At 33.9% G+C, this 13,891-nt stretch carries 19 protein-coding genes; 8 read left to right on the top strand and 11 right to left on the bottom strand.

Going from position 1 to position 13,891, the window contains the following annotated elements; genetic code table 11:
- Window positions 1-131 precede the first annotated feature (131 nt).
- From MPR_RS11645 to MPR_RS11665, 5 genes are all read right to left on the bottom strand, one after another.
- Window positions 132-845, bottom strand: a complete 714-nt coding sequence (locus tag MPR_RS11645) for a hypothetical protein (protein ID WP_052472732.1) — start codon at window positions 843-845, stop codon at window positions 132-134.
- The gene (locus MPR_RS18945; RefSeq protein WP_016649081.1) at window positions 845-1,204 is read right to left on the bottom strand and encodes a YkvA family protein; all 360 of its coding nucleotides are present in this window, start codon (window positions 1,202-1,204) and stop codon (window positions 845-847) included. Before MPR_RS18945 ends, MPR_RS11645 begins: the two co-directional genes overlap by 1 nt.
- Window positions 1,205-1,233: 29 nt before the next feature.
- Window positions 1,234-2,091, bottom strand: a complete 858-nt coding sequence (locus tag MPR_RS11655) for a helix-turn-helix transcriptional regulator (RefSeq protein ID WP_041892796.1) — start codon at window positions 2,089-2,091, stop codon at window positions 1,234-1,236.
- Between the two features lie 72 nt (window positions 2,092-2,163).
- Window positions 2,164-2,766 (bottom strand): uracil-DNA glycosylase family protein, encoded by a 603-nt coding sequence (locus MPR_RS11660; RefSeq protein WP_041895467.1) that lies wholly within the window; start codon window positions 2,764-2,766, stop codon window positions 2,164-2,166.
- A gap of 167 nt (window positions 2,767-2,933) precedes the next feature.
- Entirely contained in the window at window positions 2,934-3,143 is a 210-nt protein-coding gene (locus MPR_RS11665) for a DUF6140 family protein (RefSeq protein ID WP_006258313.1), read from the bottom strand.
- A 369-nt stretch (window positions 3,144-3,512) separates the two neighbouring features.
- Here MPR_RS11665 and MPR_RS11670 point away from each other — a divergent pair, with 369 nt between their 5' ends.
- Both MPR_RS11670 and MPR_RS11675 read left to right on the top strand, forming a co-directional pair.
- Window positions 3,513-4,364 (top strand): EamA family transporter, encoded by an 852-nt coding sequence (locus MPR_RS11670; protein ID WP_039330060.1) that lies wholly within the window; start codon window positions 3,513-3,515, stop codon window positions 4,362-4,364.
- Window positions 4,365-4,626: 262 nt separating this feature from the next.
- Window positions 4,627-5,367, top strand: coding sequence for a hypothetical protein (locus MPR_RS11675; protein ID WP_041892799.1), 741 nt, complete (start codon window positions 4,627-4,629; stop codon window positions 5,365-5,367).
- A gap of 103 nt (window positions 5,368-5,470) precedes the next feature.
- Here the strand turns inward: MPR_RS11675 and bshA are convergent, their stop codons facing one another.
- On the bottom strand, window positions 5,471-6,598 hold the full coding sequence (gene bshA, locus MPR_RS11680; protein ID WP_041892801.1) for an N-acetyl-alpha-D-glucosaminyl L-malate synthase BshA: 1,128 nt from the start codon (window positions 6,596-6,598) through the stop codon (window positions 5,471-5,473).
- Window positions 6,599-6,802: 204 nt separating this feature from the next.
- Between bshA and MPR_RS11685 the strand changes: the two genes are divergently transcribed.
- A complete protein-coding gene (locus MPR_RS11685) occupies window positions 6,803-7,447 on the top strand; it encodes a suppressor of fused domain protein (protein ID WP_041892803.1) in 645 nt (214 codons plus the stop codon).
- A 323-nt stretch (window positions 7,448-7,770) separates the two neighbouring features.
- Here the strand turns inward: MPR_RS11685 and MPR_RS11690 are convergent, their stop codons facing one another.
- On the bottom strand, window positions 7,771-8,160 hold the full coding sequence (locus MPR_RS11690) for a hypothetical protein (RefSeq protein WP_041892805.1): 390 nt from the start codon (window positions 8,158-8,160) through the stop codon (window positions 7,771-7,773).
- Window positions 8,161-8,165: 5 nt separating this feature from the next.
- Complete coding sequence (locus tag MPR_RS11695) at window positions 8,166-9,536, bottom strand: MFS transporter (protein ID WP_041892807.1); 1,371 nt, start codon at window positions 9,534-9,536, stop codon at window positions 8,166-8,168.
- Between the two features lie 83 nt (window positions 9,537-9,619).
- On the opposite strand from MPR_RS11695, the gene MPR_RS11700 reads away from it, so the two are divergent.
- Window positions 9,620-10,477 carry a helix-turn-helix domain-containing protein gene (locus MPR_RS11700; protein WP_041892809.1) on the top strand — a complete coding sequence of 286 codons (858 nt, stop codon included), beginning with the start codon at window positions 9,620-9,622 and terminating at the stop codon, window positions 10,475-10,477.
- A gap of 8 nt (window positions 10,478-10,485) precedes the next feature.
- On the opposite strand, the gene MPR_RS11705 is transcribed toward MPR_RS11700, so the two are convergent.
- Complete coding sequence (locus MPR_RS11705) at window positions 10,486-11,298, bottom strand: SMI1/KNR4 family protein (protein ID WP_041892812.1); 813 nt, start codon at window positions 11,296-11,298, stop codon at window positions 10,486-10,488.
- A 261-nt stretch (window positions 11,299-11,559) separates the two neighbouring features.
- Here MPR_RS11705 and MPR_RS18420 point away from each other — a divergent pair, with 261 nt between their 5' ends.
- Window positions 11,560-11,703, top strand: coding sequence for a helix-turn-helix domain-containing protein (locus MPR_RS18420; RefSeq protein ID WP_235280443.1), 144 nt, complete (start codon window positions 11,560-11,562; stop codon window positions 11,701-11,703).
- On the opposite strand, the gene MPR_RS11710 is transcribed toward MPR_RS18420, so the two are convergent.
- Window positions 11,688-11,969, bottom strand: coding sequence for a Txe/YoeB family addiction module toxin (locus MPR_RS11710; protein WP_041892814.1), 282 nt, complete (start codon window positions 11,967-11,969; stop codon window positions 11,688-11,690). The two genes, MPR_RS18420 and MPR_RS11710, sit on opposite strands and share 16 nt — an antisense overlap.
- Window positions 11,951-12,199: a type II toxin-antitoxin system Phd/YefM family antitoxin gene (locus tag MPR_RS11715; RefSeq protein ID WP_041892816.1), complete on the bottom strand. Its 249-nt coding sequence runs from the start codon at window positions 12,197-12,199 to the stop codon at window positions 11,951-11,953. Before MPR_RS11715 ends, MPR_RS11710 begins: the two co-directional genes overlap by 19 nt.
- Window positions 12,200-12,383: 184 nt before the next feature.
- Between MPR_RS11715 and MPR_RS11720 the strand changes: the two genes are divergently transcribed.
- The 3 genes from MPR_RS11720 to MPR_RS11730 all read left to right on the top strand — a co-directional run bounded on the left by MPR_RS11720 (window position 12,384) and on the right by MPR_RS11730 (window position 13,484).
- The gene (locus tag MPR_RS11720; protein WP_016649073.1) at window positions 12,384-12,776 is read left to right on the top strand and encodes a RidA family protein; all 393 of its coding nucleotides are present in this window, start codon (window positions 12,384-12,386) and stop codon (window positions 12,774-12,776) included.
- Between the two features lie 163 nt (window positions 12,777-12,939).
- Complete coding sequence (locus MPR_RS11725) at window positions 12,940-13,179, top strand: type II toxin-antitoxin system ParD family antitoxin (RefSeq protein ID WP_041892819.1); 240 nt, start codon at window positions 12,940-12,942, stop codon at window positions 13,177-13,179.
- Between the two features lie 5 nt (window positions 13,180-13,184).
- Window positions 13,185-13,484, top strand: coding sequence for a type II toxin-antitoxin system RelE/ParE family toxin (locus tag MPR_RS11730; RefSeq protein ID WP_041892821.1), 300 nt, complete (start codon window positions 13,185-13,187; stop codon window positions 13,482-13,484).
- The last annotated feature ends 407 nt before the right edge of the window (window positions 13,485-13,891 follow it).

A 13,891-nucleotide genomic window follows, 5' to 3' on the forward strand; every position in this document is an offset into this window, starting at 1 on the left:
ATCTATTACCGAGGCCAAAGAAAACAATTATATATTGAACTACCAAATTTTAAAGTACTTTTTGCTCTAAAACATCTACTTATTATTCTCTAAAACCAGCTTCCTTGCTACGAAATATCGCTAAGTGGGAGTTATTTTAAATATATCATGCTTTCTTCTAATTTTGCAGTTAATCTTTTACACATTGGTTTAAAGGTCATATAAGTTATTCCACCTGAAACCACTCCCCCTAACAAAGGAATAACCTTAGATACACTTTTTGCAAAAGTTTCTTTCGTCATTTTCACTCCAACCCATTTAGCAATCTGTTTTGCTAATTGATAAACGGCATATTTTGTTAGTGCTTTTTGTGGAACTCTTTTTACAAATTCCACTGAAAACCTTTTACTTAGTTCTACTATTGCTTTATTTGCTGCATTTGCTCCAAACATTACACCTATAAAAAGAATCAATACACTAACTAATTCTTCATTATCTGTATCTTCTAAACTAGGCCAACCATATAAATATGCTAATTTCTGTGCTACTATTATAATATGATAATAATATTGTGCTAAATCTAATGGAATTGTTGCAGCTAATGCTATCCCTCCAGGTAAACCAGCTAAGGCAGAACTTCCTGTAACTTTAACCAAATGACTTGAAATAACATCATTACTTAACTTTCTAATCAACTCAATATTAACATTCCTTTTTATAGTACCTTCTTCTATTATTAACTCCAATTCATATTCATTATAGTATTTGCTAAAAATTCCTTGTAAATATTGCTCTCTATTTATTTTCGCTCCTGGAAGAGATAATGATTTTTTTATTACCTCTGTCAAAATTGTATCTGCATTCATTATTTAATTCCGTTTTTGAACTTATATGCACTTAATACACCCGCAAGTGAAGTCATTGCTAGTCCTACAACACTAATATCATCTACCCAACCTATTACTGGAATAACATCAGGAATTGCATCTATAGGGCTAATAACATAAGCTATAGCTCCTCCTAGAATAGCTATTTCCTTTGCAGAAATCTTATATCTTCCACCTAATACATCTTTCATTAAACGTAACAACAATTTAAAATCAGCTATTCTAGATCCTAGATTCGAAGCTTTTTTATCTGCTTTATCTAAATCACCACTACTAATTCTTCTATTTTGATATTCTCCAAAAAGTTTCTCTGCTTTATTTTTTTGTTCTTGATTCATTATCCTTATTTTTAAATTAAACTTATCTCCTAATAACACAACCACTCCCCTTCAACTACCTCGGCTAAGTTGCCGAACTTTTGGATTTGTTGTTGGAGTTCGTAGTTGGGTTTTACTGTTATTTTTATTTTATATCTATGTTCTGTATCCTCTAAGACCGTTTGGCTATGGTGAAGTTTAAGGCTCTCGAGGTAAGGCTTTTGATCAGGTTCGAAGAGGATGACTATATCCTGGAGTTTCTGATTCTTATCCCCTAGATTTACACCTATTATTTGACTATATGCCTTCTTAGCCTCTGTTATTCTAGTCTTAAATTTCTTCTCTAAGCAATGAACCTCTTGGATGCGATCCATACCAAAGCTTCTAAACTCTTTCGTCTCCTCTACCTCAGTGATTAGATACCACCTGTTCTGATACTGTTTAAAGTACAAAGGATTGACTTTAGTCTCAGAAGGTTTATTCTTTCTATATCCTTGATGCTTGATCATAACAGACTCCTTCTTTAGCATTGCTTCTCTTAACCTATCCAGATGACTCTCATTTCGCACAGCTAGCCCCTCTTCGAAATCTAGATGGTCGACCATTCTTTTATCACCTTTGACATAAGACTGAAGAAGATCAGTTGTTCTGAAGTGGTAAATCATCTCCATCAGTTTCTCATAGTCTACTTTATCATGTATTTTTAGACTATACGAATCATCGCCTTTATCATAGATTACCTCAAAACCATAATCTATGTCCATCTTCTTGCGCAGACGGTTCCATGTCTCATAACTAATTGTTTTCTCTTCTGCCTTTCCTACAGCCTCTAGAATATCTTCTTTCTTACAATGCTTCTTGTGTTCAAACAGGTCTAACACATTGTATATTCTTACTAAGTCCTTCATTCTTTCACTTGTATTATTGTGAATTTGTCTTTTTTTTATTCTCCTATAACATTTAAATTATCCTTCTACTAATCAATATTTGGTTGTCAAAAACATATTAATTACCTCATGCCAATAATCCCAACTATAGCCTGCAGACGGATGAGTCATTCTTAGCATAGGGACAATCTTCTGATTAAATAATGTATAGCACCATACCTCGTGTTGGTCTTCCTCAGGCATTATCACTTCTTTTCCTTGAGTACCCGCATTAGGCAAATTATCATATAAGCGATTTCCCCACACGATTACATAATCAGGCTGTAGTTGTTCTAACACCTCAAATAAAGCACTCTCTGCTGCTCTAAACTCCTGAGCGGTTGGCGCTACTCTGGCACCCGAAATAGGAACTTGTACATAATTATAAAAGGCTAAAGAATTCCATACTTTCTCTTTTCCCTTATAATCCAAATCTGTTCCTGCTATCGCCTTCGCAAACTTGGTATACGTATTCTTATACCTCTCATGTGGACTGTTAGGATCAAATAAGTCCATGATAATCTCTTGTGTCAAGGTTGGCACAGCATCACCTTCATTTGCACAATAGTGACTTTCCCCTAACACTAATACTTTCTTTCCTTTTATCCCTTGTTGATATTCTGTTCCAATCCAAGGCAAAAACATTACTCTACTCATATTAATTTTTTTAAGTAATACTTCCATTGTATTACAGTGACAGTGCAAACATATCAGCGATGACTGTCAAAAAACACCAGCCCTATTTTTATTTTAAAAAATTTGAAATTCTCACCTATTGTTGGGAACTAATCCTCCACCATACACTCCTAATTCCTATTTCTTAATTACACCTCCACCACTTCTATAAAGGCAGGGCTACAACCGCCTCCTTTAGAGAAATCAATACCATAGACTCGTCTAAATGCCTCTTGTACCACCTTGCCATTGTCTAGCCAAGGATGTGCAAATGACACAAAATCAACACTCATCCCTTTTTCGAGGTAAACTTGCTCATTATTATACGTGCGTATCACCGTAGCTTTATATCTTGCCATAGCTCTAATTTTAAAACTAAGTTAATCCTAACACACTATGTATCATAACAATAAAGTGCCAAACATCACTTTTTTTGAGTGAGAAAATTCAAACATTCATTCACTCAAAAAAAGCTCATATTCACCCAATAAAAATATTTTATATCGAAAATCACCTTATGTAATTCTATCCTTATCTATCCCTTTCAATAGGTGAGTATTGTTCCTTATTAACTCCATTCAAATAAGTACTTGTTCTTCTATTTGATAGTTTTAGAAATTATCATAGCTTTGGAGATTAACCTTAAGACAAGTTCGCTATATGAGGTATGATACCTACTAACCTAGATATACTACATCATACAAGCTTCTACTACCTAACCATTATAAATGAAAAAAAACACTACAGCATCTTCAGTTGCTGCTGCCCTGACCTCTATGATGTGTGTACAAGGGGGAGCATCTGTAGCCAAGCAATTATTTCCTGTAGTTGGAGCTACCGGAACGACCGCTTTGAGAATAGGCATATCAGCTATATTCCTTAATATTATTAATCGTCCAAAGATTTCGAAGTTCTCTAAAAAAGAATGGTTGTACTGTGGGCTATTTGGAGGTTCTATCGCCTTGATGAATATGATCTTCTATCTCGCTATACAGCGCATTCCATTAGGACTAGGAGTAACGATAGAGTTTATAGGGCCTTTATTTCTAGCCCTATTCTTATCTCGAAAAGTATTAGATATCGTATGGGCTTTATTTGCTTGTGCAGGGATCTTATTGATCGTTCCGTGGCAGACTAACAATGTAGATATTATAGGACTAGGATTAGCCGCTACAGCAGGTGTATTTTGGGCGTGTTATATCGTGATGGGAAGTAAAGTCTCTAAAGAAATGAATACAAACCATGCAGTATCAGTAGGTCTTGTATTCGCTACGTTTATCGTAGTCCCTGTAGCCTTATTTATGGGAGGACTAGAGAAGTTGACCTGGGGTAGCTTAGGACTAGGTGTATTAGTCGCTATTTTATCTAGTGCCTTACCTTTCTCTTTAGATTTAGTCGCGCTAAAGAAGTTACCAGCGAAGACATTCAGTATCCTTACTAGTTTACAACCTGCCTTTGCAGCCATGTCAGGTCTTCTATTCTTAAAAGAACACCTCACCATGACACAGTGGATCTCTATAGCCTGTGTGATTACTGCTAGTGTAGGCTCTACTATATTTAGCACGAAGAAAGAAGCTTAGTTATTTATATATCCTAAAAAGGGTTATTCTCATGATTAGAATAACCCTTTTTTTATACAGAAGTATTTTTAAACAAATAGGTAAGCATTACTTTTTAATGGCACTGATTGCATACCTATCGGATACTTATCGCATAGTGGTCACATAATTAAGCTATAAAATAATGCGATCACTATACTATAATTCTACCATCAGATGCTGAACATTCGGCTCGGTTTTTGATATAAAACACTTATTATCAACCATTAAAACCAACAACATTATGGCTAGAATTAATTCCAAAAAACTCCTAGTAGGTATAATAGGACCTATTTATGGAAAAGAACACAGAGGCAAGCAGATATTGCAAACAAGGCCTAATCGTTCAAAACAAGACAAATCAAAAAACCACAATGCAAAATTAATGCGAAGTGTATCTCATAACTCTTCCTTTATTCGACAGGTAATCGAGATTCATTTAAACAAAAGACATGAGAGCTATATGCATTCTCGTTTTTTAGGGCAACTCATGAGTATCATGCACCAGGAGGATAAGATTGATTTTAAACAAAGGTCGATTTTTTCGGTCAATTGTAAAGCACTCGAAGGTTTTGAGTTCAATAGAAAAGCTCTGTTTAAAGACACTTTCCTCGAAAGAATTATTGTACAACACACAGACAAAGAAGTACTGCCAATACGGATACCTTCTTTTATCCCAAAAGAGCAAGTAGTCTTCCCAAAAGGTTGTACAGATGCACTCCTGCGCATTAGAGCCTTTGCGATACACCCTGACAACGACTTATCCAAAGAAGGACCACTTAGAGAGCTAAATATAGAGTTTTCAATACATGATCCTATTGTAAACGAAACTGACTGGTTGTGTAATTGTATTGATACGGATGAAAAATTTGAACTTTTAGTAGCAGATATCCAGTTCTTTTACCCTATCAATAATACTGCACAAAGGTTAACTTTATATAATACAAAAGAATATAACCCTAGTATGGTTATCTATGCTAAGTAGAGGTATTCGTACTTTGGTTTACTGATAAAGAAGATGATACCAAAATACACAGCAAATAAAAAGGGAGTCAATCAATTGACTCCCTTTTCTATTTAAAGTATTCTTACTTCTTCTCTATCGCAGCACGATAAATATCTTCGTATAGAGGTACTACTTTATCTATACTGAATTTCTTCGCTACTTCTCTTGCGCGTTCTTTAAAACCACATAGCGTATCTTGATCTTTTACGATCTTCAATGCATTCGCTACCATATCCTCTACATCCCCTACATCGCTCAGGTACCCTGATACTCCATGCTCATTCACCTCAGGAAGACCTCCCGTATTACTAGAGATAACTGGTACTCCCATCGCCATCGCTTCTAAAGCTGCTAGACCGAAGCTCTCTGTCTCTGATGGCAATAAGAATAAATCAGAATAAGACAAGATATGCTCTATCTCATTACTATTCCCAAAGAAGATAATCTTATCATAGATTCCCAATTCTAATGCTTGGCGCTCTGCGCGTTCTTTCTCAGGTCCATCTCCTACTAACATCAGTTTGGCAGGTCTTTCTTTTTGGATTCCATAAAAGATAGAGACTACATCTTCGATGCGTTTCACCTTTCTGAAGTTACTGATATGCGTTACGATCACCTCATCTTTACCCGCCATAGCACTACGCTTACACGGTGTGTCTTCACAGTCTAATTCTTTTACCTCTATAAAGTTAGGAATGACATGAATCTCCTTTTCAGTACCAAATAGGCAATGAGTAGATTCTTTTAAAGATTGAGATACAGAAGTCACATAATCAGAATTATTGATACTAAAGCTCACTGCAGTCTTATAGTTCGGGTGATTTCCTACTAAAGTAATATCTGTACCATGTAGTGTTGTAATCATTGGTAGATTAATCCCTTGTTCTTTCAACATCTGCTTCGCCATATATCCTGCATAAGCATGAGGAATAGCATAGTGTACATGCAGTACATCGATCTTGAATAGTTTCACCATATCCACTAATTTACTTGACAAGGCAAGTTCATAAGGCTGATAATGGAACAATGGATACTCAGGAACATTTACTTCGTGATAAAATATATTAGGATTTAGCAAGGCTAAACGCACTGGTTGGCTATAAGTAATAAAATGCACTTCGTGATTTCTTTTCGCTAATTCCAACCCTAATTCTGTGGCTACTACACCACTACCTCCAAAGGTTGGATAGCATACGATGGCTATTTTCATATAATTAATGCTTGTTTTTTAGAATGCTTAAAGATAATTCTATTATTAATAACATCTCTTGTTTTAACTTTCAACTTTGTGCTATGCCGTCTTTTTTAACACTACACCATTGTAACACACTGTTTTTATCTGTTTTATTTTAACAAAAACACTATTTTTGTTAAGCTATAAGACGCATAAAATAACGCTCATAAAAAGTAAAAAATGACAAAAGAAGAATACCAACAAAAATACAATGAAGAAGATGCAGTGGGATGGGACGCTATCTCTGATCACTTAGCAAAACAATATGGAGAACAAGAACCTCAGCATTTCGGCAATGCATTACCTTACTCTTTAGGTGGAGAAAACCCTCTAGATGGATTAAGTGTATATAATAGTGATCAGCAAACAGACCACTTCCATATCGTTACCTATGGATTCTCTGACTTGTATTATAATGACGAGGCTGTAGACAATGACTTTAGTGGATATGGTTTTGAATTGACGATGCGTCTAAAAAAACAAGGGGATGAAAACTTTCATTGGGCGATGAACCTTATGAACAACTTGGCTAAATATGTATTTAACTCAGGAAAATGGTTTGAAGAGTTTCACTTTATTCCTACTAATAGCCCTATTCGTTTGGATTACGATACAGATTTAGTAGCCATCGCTTTTGCATTAGACCCTGAATTAGGCTCTTTAGACACTCCTAATGGACGTATAGACTTCTTACAGATGGTCGGTATTACCCAGAAAGAGTATGATGCCTTACTAGAAAACCCTAAGACTTCTGAGACAGAGAAACTACTTGAACAATTGCGCCAAGACAATCCTTTGTTGATTACAGATCTTGATAGAAAGTAGTTTATGGTGGACAGTTTACGGTTCACAGTGAACCGTAAACTGCTGCGCGAAGTCGGGAGACTTCGCGCAAATACCTATATATTTTATCCTATTCAAAATACAATTAATTGACATGTTTTTCGGGACACGGATGATAATCAGTCTCTACATTGATTGTGTTATACGTTTATCCCAGCTGTTCGAAGTCTCCTGACTTCACGCAAATACCTATATACTTTATCCTATTCAAAACACAATTAATTGACATGTTTTGGGGGCACGGATGATAATCAGTCTCTACTGTATTCGCAATGATGATTTTTAATTTAAAATTCTTAATTAAATTACACCCAACGCTCTATTAAGTTATACCATATTGCTTGTTGATCTTTTAACGTAAACACTGCTGAGGACTCTCTCTCTGTTCTGATACCCTCTGTCTGTTGTATTTCGATATACTCTACGATGATATGGCTAAAAGTAGCATATCCTTTTAGCTCTTTTACCTCTACTTGTCTAGTCGGAAACTTACCGTATACAGTAGGTAGCCATTGTGTAAAAGCATCATAACTAACCGAGTTACCGTCTCCATTCGTCATCTTAAACGAAGGATCAAATGTATTCACGATAGCTTTATATAGCACTTCTTTATTAGATGCTGTACCATTAAACCAAGTCTGTATATTGATATGAAAGTCTATTACCTGTTGTTTTCCTAATTCTAAATTACTCATCTTATTTATTTTTGTTTATTGATTTGAGCATAAAAACCTATGCTGATTAATTGTACTAACCCTATTACTGCTATTGCTATCCCAAAGGCTTTAGGATAGTCTAAAGTACTACTTAAACTAAAGAATATAGTACCTATCACCGCTCCTCCTAATACACTTCCTACTTGTATCGTAGTACTCACGATACCTGATGCTTGTCCTACTTGATCTACTGCTATGGACTTAATACTCTCTTTCATCATCACAGGCATTAACAGCCCGTGTCCAAGTCCTGCTGATAAAAATAGGCAATGCATGAATGCATTCGGTGTACCGTATTGACTAAATAATATACCTAACCCTACGAAAGAAATTAATAATAACAATAGTCCTGATCTTATCCAAAAAGAAGCTTGTTTATCTACCTTCGCAAATAAGATAGGCCCTAAAAAGAAACCTATTCCATAAGGCAAAACAGCCATACCAGCTATTAATACATCCCACCCTAGATAAGACTGTAAATAGTAGGGATAGCAGATGAATAGCCCTGCTGTAAAATTATAAAACAAGATGATAGGCAGGTTATAAGCAAAGGATTTATTACCAAATAAGGAGATGGATAACAAGACAGGTTTTTGGCGCTGCTCTCTATATTGTTCATACTTCACAAAGCTAATAGCAAGTGCTATACTACCTCCTATAACAGCAAATATCCACCACGCCCAATCATAAGTTCTCCCATAAATCAATGGAGTGATAAAACAAAGTAACGCACTAATCACAAGGACTACACCTACGCAGTCTAACTTCTGTTTTTGTATTTTCTCCTTAGGCATAGTAGTATAAATACCGTATAGACATATAGCTACCACTGGTACATTAACCAAAAAGATAATCTCCCACGTTAGATTCCACAAATGAATATTTAATAGTACACCGCCTAATAACTGTCCTACTATAGCTGCTAAGCCAAATACAGAACCAAAAAGTCCTAAAGCCTTTGCTCGTTCTGATTCGTCAAAAAGGATGCGAATAGATGCTAATACTTGCGGAGCTAATAAAGAGGCTCCTATTCCTTGCAAAAAACGAGAGAAAATCAACATCTGTACAGAAGGAGAAAATGCACACGCCAAAGAGGAGATTAAGAATATCCACAACCCTGTCGTAAAGATAGTTCTCCTACCATATATATCGCCAAGCTTTCCACTACAGACTACCAGAGCAGCATACGTAAGTCCGTATATCGCAATGACCATCTGCAATTGATTTTCTGTTGCATGAAACGATTCTTTAATAGCAGGCAGTGCCATATTGACAATAAAATAATCTAAAGGGGATAGAAAAGCTCCTATAACTAAATAGCGTAGAATAGTCCACCTATTTTTATATTCATTCATATTGTTTATTTTTATTCCTTTGCAAAGGAAACACCCTAGATACAAATTATCTTGTACTTTAAAAGGTTTTTACAGTAAACAATATGACTTCTAAAAACACCTTCGATCCTATTCATATCACAGAACATCTACTGATAGATGATGTTTTTAGTATACAACCAAAAGCGCATCTCACTATCGTGTATATACAAAAGGGAAAAGGGATGAGTCGATATGAAGATCATAAAGTCCCTTTTAAAAAGGGAAAGTTGTTTATTATTCCTTTTGATACACCGTATTCTTTTGAAAGTAAAGATGGTCAAATCCTTGTGATAGAATGTCCTCAGAGCTTTATCACTCAGATTCGCACAGAGGCAGATCGCATAGAGACTTGTGATAATATCAATAAGCTGACCTATATCACACATAACTACCATACTAAAGCGGGATGTGTGTTTCAGTCTGAAGAAGATGCTGTATTTGCAGAACAGTTATTGCTCAGTATTCAACGAGAGCACAATAACCATACACAAGATTATTTAATCATAAGACAATGCATTTCTATCCTACTCAACCTTGTGGCTCGTAACCTTATTCTACACGATTATGAGCAAGTCAATGAGAATAGAAAGGCACAAGATATTATGAAAATAATCACTTATATTCAGCAACACATTGGGCATAAGGAGAAGTTGACTCTAGAGGCGTTAGCCAGTGAATTTAGTATTTCTAAAAACTATCTGGGTGAATATTTTAAGAAACAGACAGGGATATCACTACAAGACTATATATTAGATTACAAGCTAAAGTTAGTAGAAACTAGGCTTAAGTACAGCAATACCAGATTAAAGGAAATAGCCTTTGAACTAGGCTTTAACGATGAAAGTCATTTGTCTAAATTGTTTAAAAAATATAAACAAATGACTCCCTCGCAATATAAAAAAGAACACCAAAAAATATAATATACTTCTTACCAAACTAAATCAGTTAAATCGGTATTATAAATATCCAAAACGCTTACAGAAGAGTTGTGAAACTGTTCTTTTATCAAAGATTGATACTCTTCTATTTTAGAGTTCTCTCTTAACACTAATAAAGATTCGTTGTAACCAAAAGTATACACAGCTTCTTTTGTTTTATCACTATATTCTTTTTTTATTTCAATAGATTGACCATTTAATGTTGCATTAATGTTATAAACACTTAACTCCTGATCTTTTAAATAATCTCTCAAATCTTCAAAATTAGGAATATCTTCTATCCACTCTCCTGTATATTCTATCCCCAATACTTCACTTAGTTTATTCTCTTGTTCAGGGCGTAAAATGAAGTGAACTCTTAAAGCTTTTTTATCATTACTTAATTTACATAAACTATCATCCTTCAAATTGTTTAAACATCTCTCCAATAGATCATCGAAAGTAAAACCAGTTTCTTCTATTTCATCATCTACCCAATTATAAACTGTTCGATCATCTGTATCATCTGTACGTAACAACCAAAAGTCTTCACCTCCATTATCCCCTATCATCACATAGTTCTCTTCTACTTCACCTAAATACCCGTTCTGTTCTATCCATTCGTTCTTATTGATGAATAGCCCTTCTATAACATCTTGATAGATACCTATCGTTAACAAGAACTCTCTGTAGTAAGGTGGTAATGATTTTGAAATACTTGACTCCAAATCCATTACTTCTTCCTCTTTTAAGGCTTTATAAAACAAATAGTTATCAAAAGGTAATGTCTCTTTTAAAAATAGTTGATAATTAATAGTTTCCATATTATTTTGTTTAGCATGATGAGCAAAAATAACTAAAATTAGAAAACATGTTTACCCCTAAAAACAGCCATTTATCTTATAAAAAAGCTAAAGTTAGTTAGGAAACTTAAATTCATAGTTTAACCCACATTACGCATTAGCCAAATACTACAAAGCAATTCTACTTCATAGTTCTTTCATTAGCTCTAAAACCATACTATAGTATGCTTTTATCACTAATTCAGACCTATTTTGTTTAATTACTTTTCGTTTATATGTCTATTGCATAATCTGGGTTTAAAGGAAATAGCCTTTGAATTAGGCTTTAAAGATGATAGTCATTTGACTAAATTGTTTAAAAAGTATAAACAAATAACTCTCTCGCAGTATAGAGAAAATTTTAAGAATATCTATTTATCAAAATAATGACCCTTTGCAGAAACAATCATTACAATGACACTTAACTCATCAATTTTATAAATTATTCTATCTTTAGAATTAAGCCGTCTAGACCAAAAACCACTTAGTTCATGTTTTAATTTTTCAGGATTACCGATACCTACTTCAGGATTACTCTGTAACTCTTCAAAAATATTCTCGATTTTTGTTATATCACTCTTGTTACCAGATCTTTTGATTAACAATAGATGTTTTTGGGCTTCTTTACCAATAATTAACTTATATCTGCCCATAAATTCTTTACATCTTTTATCTCTAAGAAATCACCTTCTAAGATGTCTTTCTCTGCCCGTAAAACTTTTTGTACAAAATCAACATCATACTCTTCATCTTCTGTTTGATCAATAGGAATAATTAAAAATGCCTTTCCTTCTCCTCTATTGACAACTATTTTTTCATTAGAAGCTAATTCAATATATTTTTTAATATTCTTTCTAAATTCTGATACAGATATTGTTTTCATAATATGACAATTTACAACACAAAGATATTAAAAACCAAATACTTATACAATAAACAACGCTATATCTATCTCCTTTTCATATTTATCTTAAAAAAAACACTATAAAAAAGCTAAAGTTAGTTAGGAAACTTAAATTCAAAAATCAATAGATTAATTTCGCGCGTGAAACAATAATTTATAGCGGATGAATACAAAAATACAAAGACTAAATCCTAGCACTTTAGCAGCTCCAGTGGGAAGATATTCTCATGTGACTGTGGTTCCTAAAGGAGCTAATCTATATACATTCTCAGGACAAATAGGTACAGATGCGATGGGAAATATCCCTTCTACATTTAATGCGCAAGTACAAAACACGTTTATGAATATCATCCAAGTATTAGGTAGCCAAAAACTAACTGCTGATGATGTCATTAAAGTTAATATTTGGGCTACACAAGAGATAGACTGGGACTTCTTCTACGAAGTTTGGGATAACACTTTTGGTACAGATTATCCATCTATGACTGTTGGGTATATCACAGCACTAGGATTGCCAGAGATTCAATTAGAAATAGAAATATGGGCTGCAAAGTAGTCGTTTAGATTGATACATAATAAGTAATTCGCAAGAGTTGACTCAGTTGAGTCAACTCTTTTTTCTTCTAAACTTCCTAACACACTGAAAATAAATACTAAATAAAAGTAAATGCGCTATCTAAAATTACCAAATTTTGGTAATTTTGATAAAAATAGAAGTTATGGGACGTAATACATCAGTATCATTAGGAGACTACTTTGAAGATTTTGTTGAAGCTAAAATAAATGAAGGTCGTTATAAAAATGCTAGTGAGATCATTCGTGCTGGTCTACGTCTTCTTGAAAAAGAAGAAAATGAGATACAAGTATTAAGAAATGCTATACAAGAAGGAATTGATAGTGGAATCGCTGAAGACTTTGACCCTAACAACCATCTAAAAGCTTTAAAGGCTAACAAATAGAAATAATGGCAAAGTATATCTTGACTAACCTTACGGTTAAGGATCTCTCCGAAATTTGGTCATATACTTTTGAAGCATGGTCTGAGCATCAAGCTAATAAATATTATACTTTATTGATTGAAACTTGTCAGAAAATAACTAATAATCCAACTCTTGGAAAAAGTTACGACAGAATCAATACACATCTCTTAGGTTTTGCTATAGGTAAACATATTATATTCTATCAAATACTACAGAATAAAGATATTTTAGTCATTCGCTTCTTACGCGAACGAATGGACTTAAAAAACATTTTGAAAGAATAATATTTATTTAATTACATTCTCCAAGTCTACCTAACAAGAACTACCCTCCTATCAAAAACTAACTAAATCGCCTTTTACCTCTTCTTTTATTATGATTCTCGTAAACTTTATTAAAAAGAAATACAATGGCAAAATCAAAAAACGAAAATAAAACTTCATACATCCACCTATAAACTATTTTCTTACAGATACACTATTTCTTATTTCAATCCTTTTAAAACACTGTAATATAGACTTTTAAACCCTTATTCAAAATTAGTGATTTTTCAATTATTCCTTTCTCTTTAAACCCGGATTAAGCGATAGACATATAAACGAAAAGTAATTATACAAAATAGCTCTGAATTTAAGAAAAAAGCATACTGTAGTATGGTTTTAGAAGAAATGAAAGAGATATGAAGTAGAAT

It is taken from the genome of Myroides profundi, assembly GCF_000833025.1.
Classification (GTDB): Bacteria; Bacteroidota; Bacteroidia; order Flavobacteriales; family Flavobacteriaceae; genus Flavobacterium; species Flavobacterium profundi_A.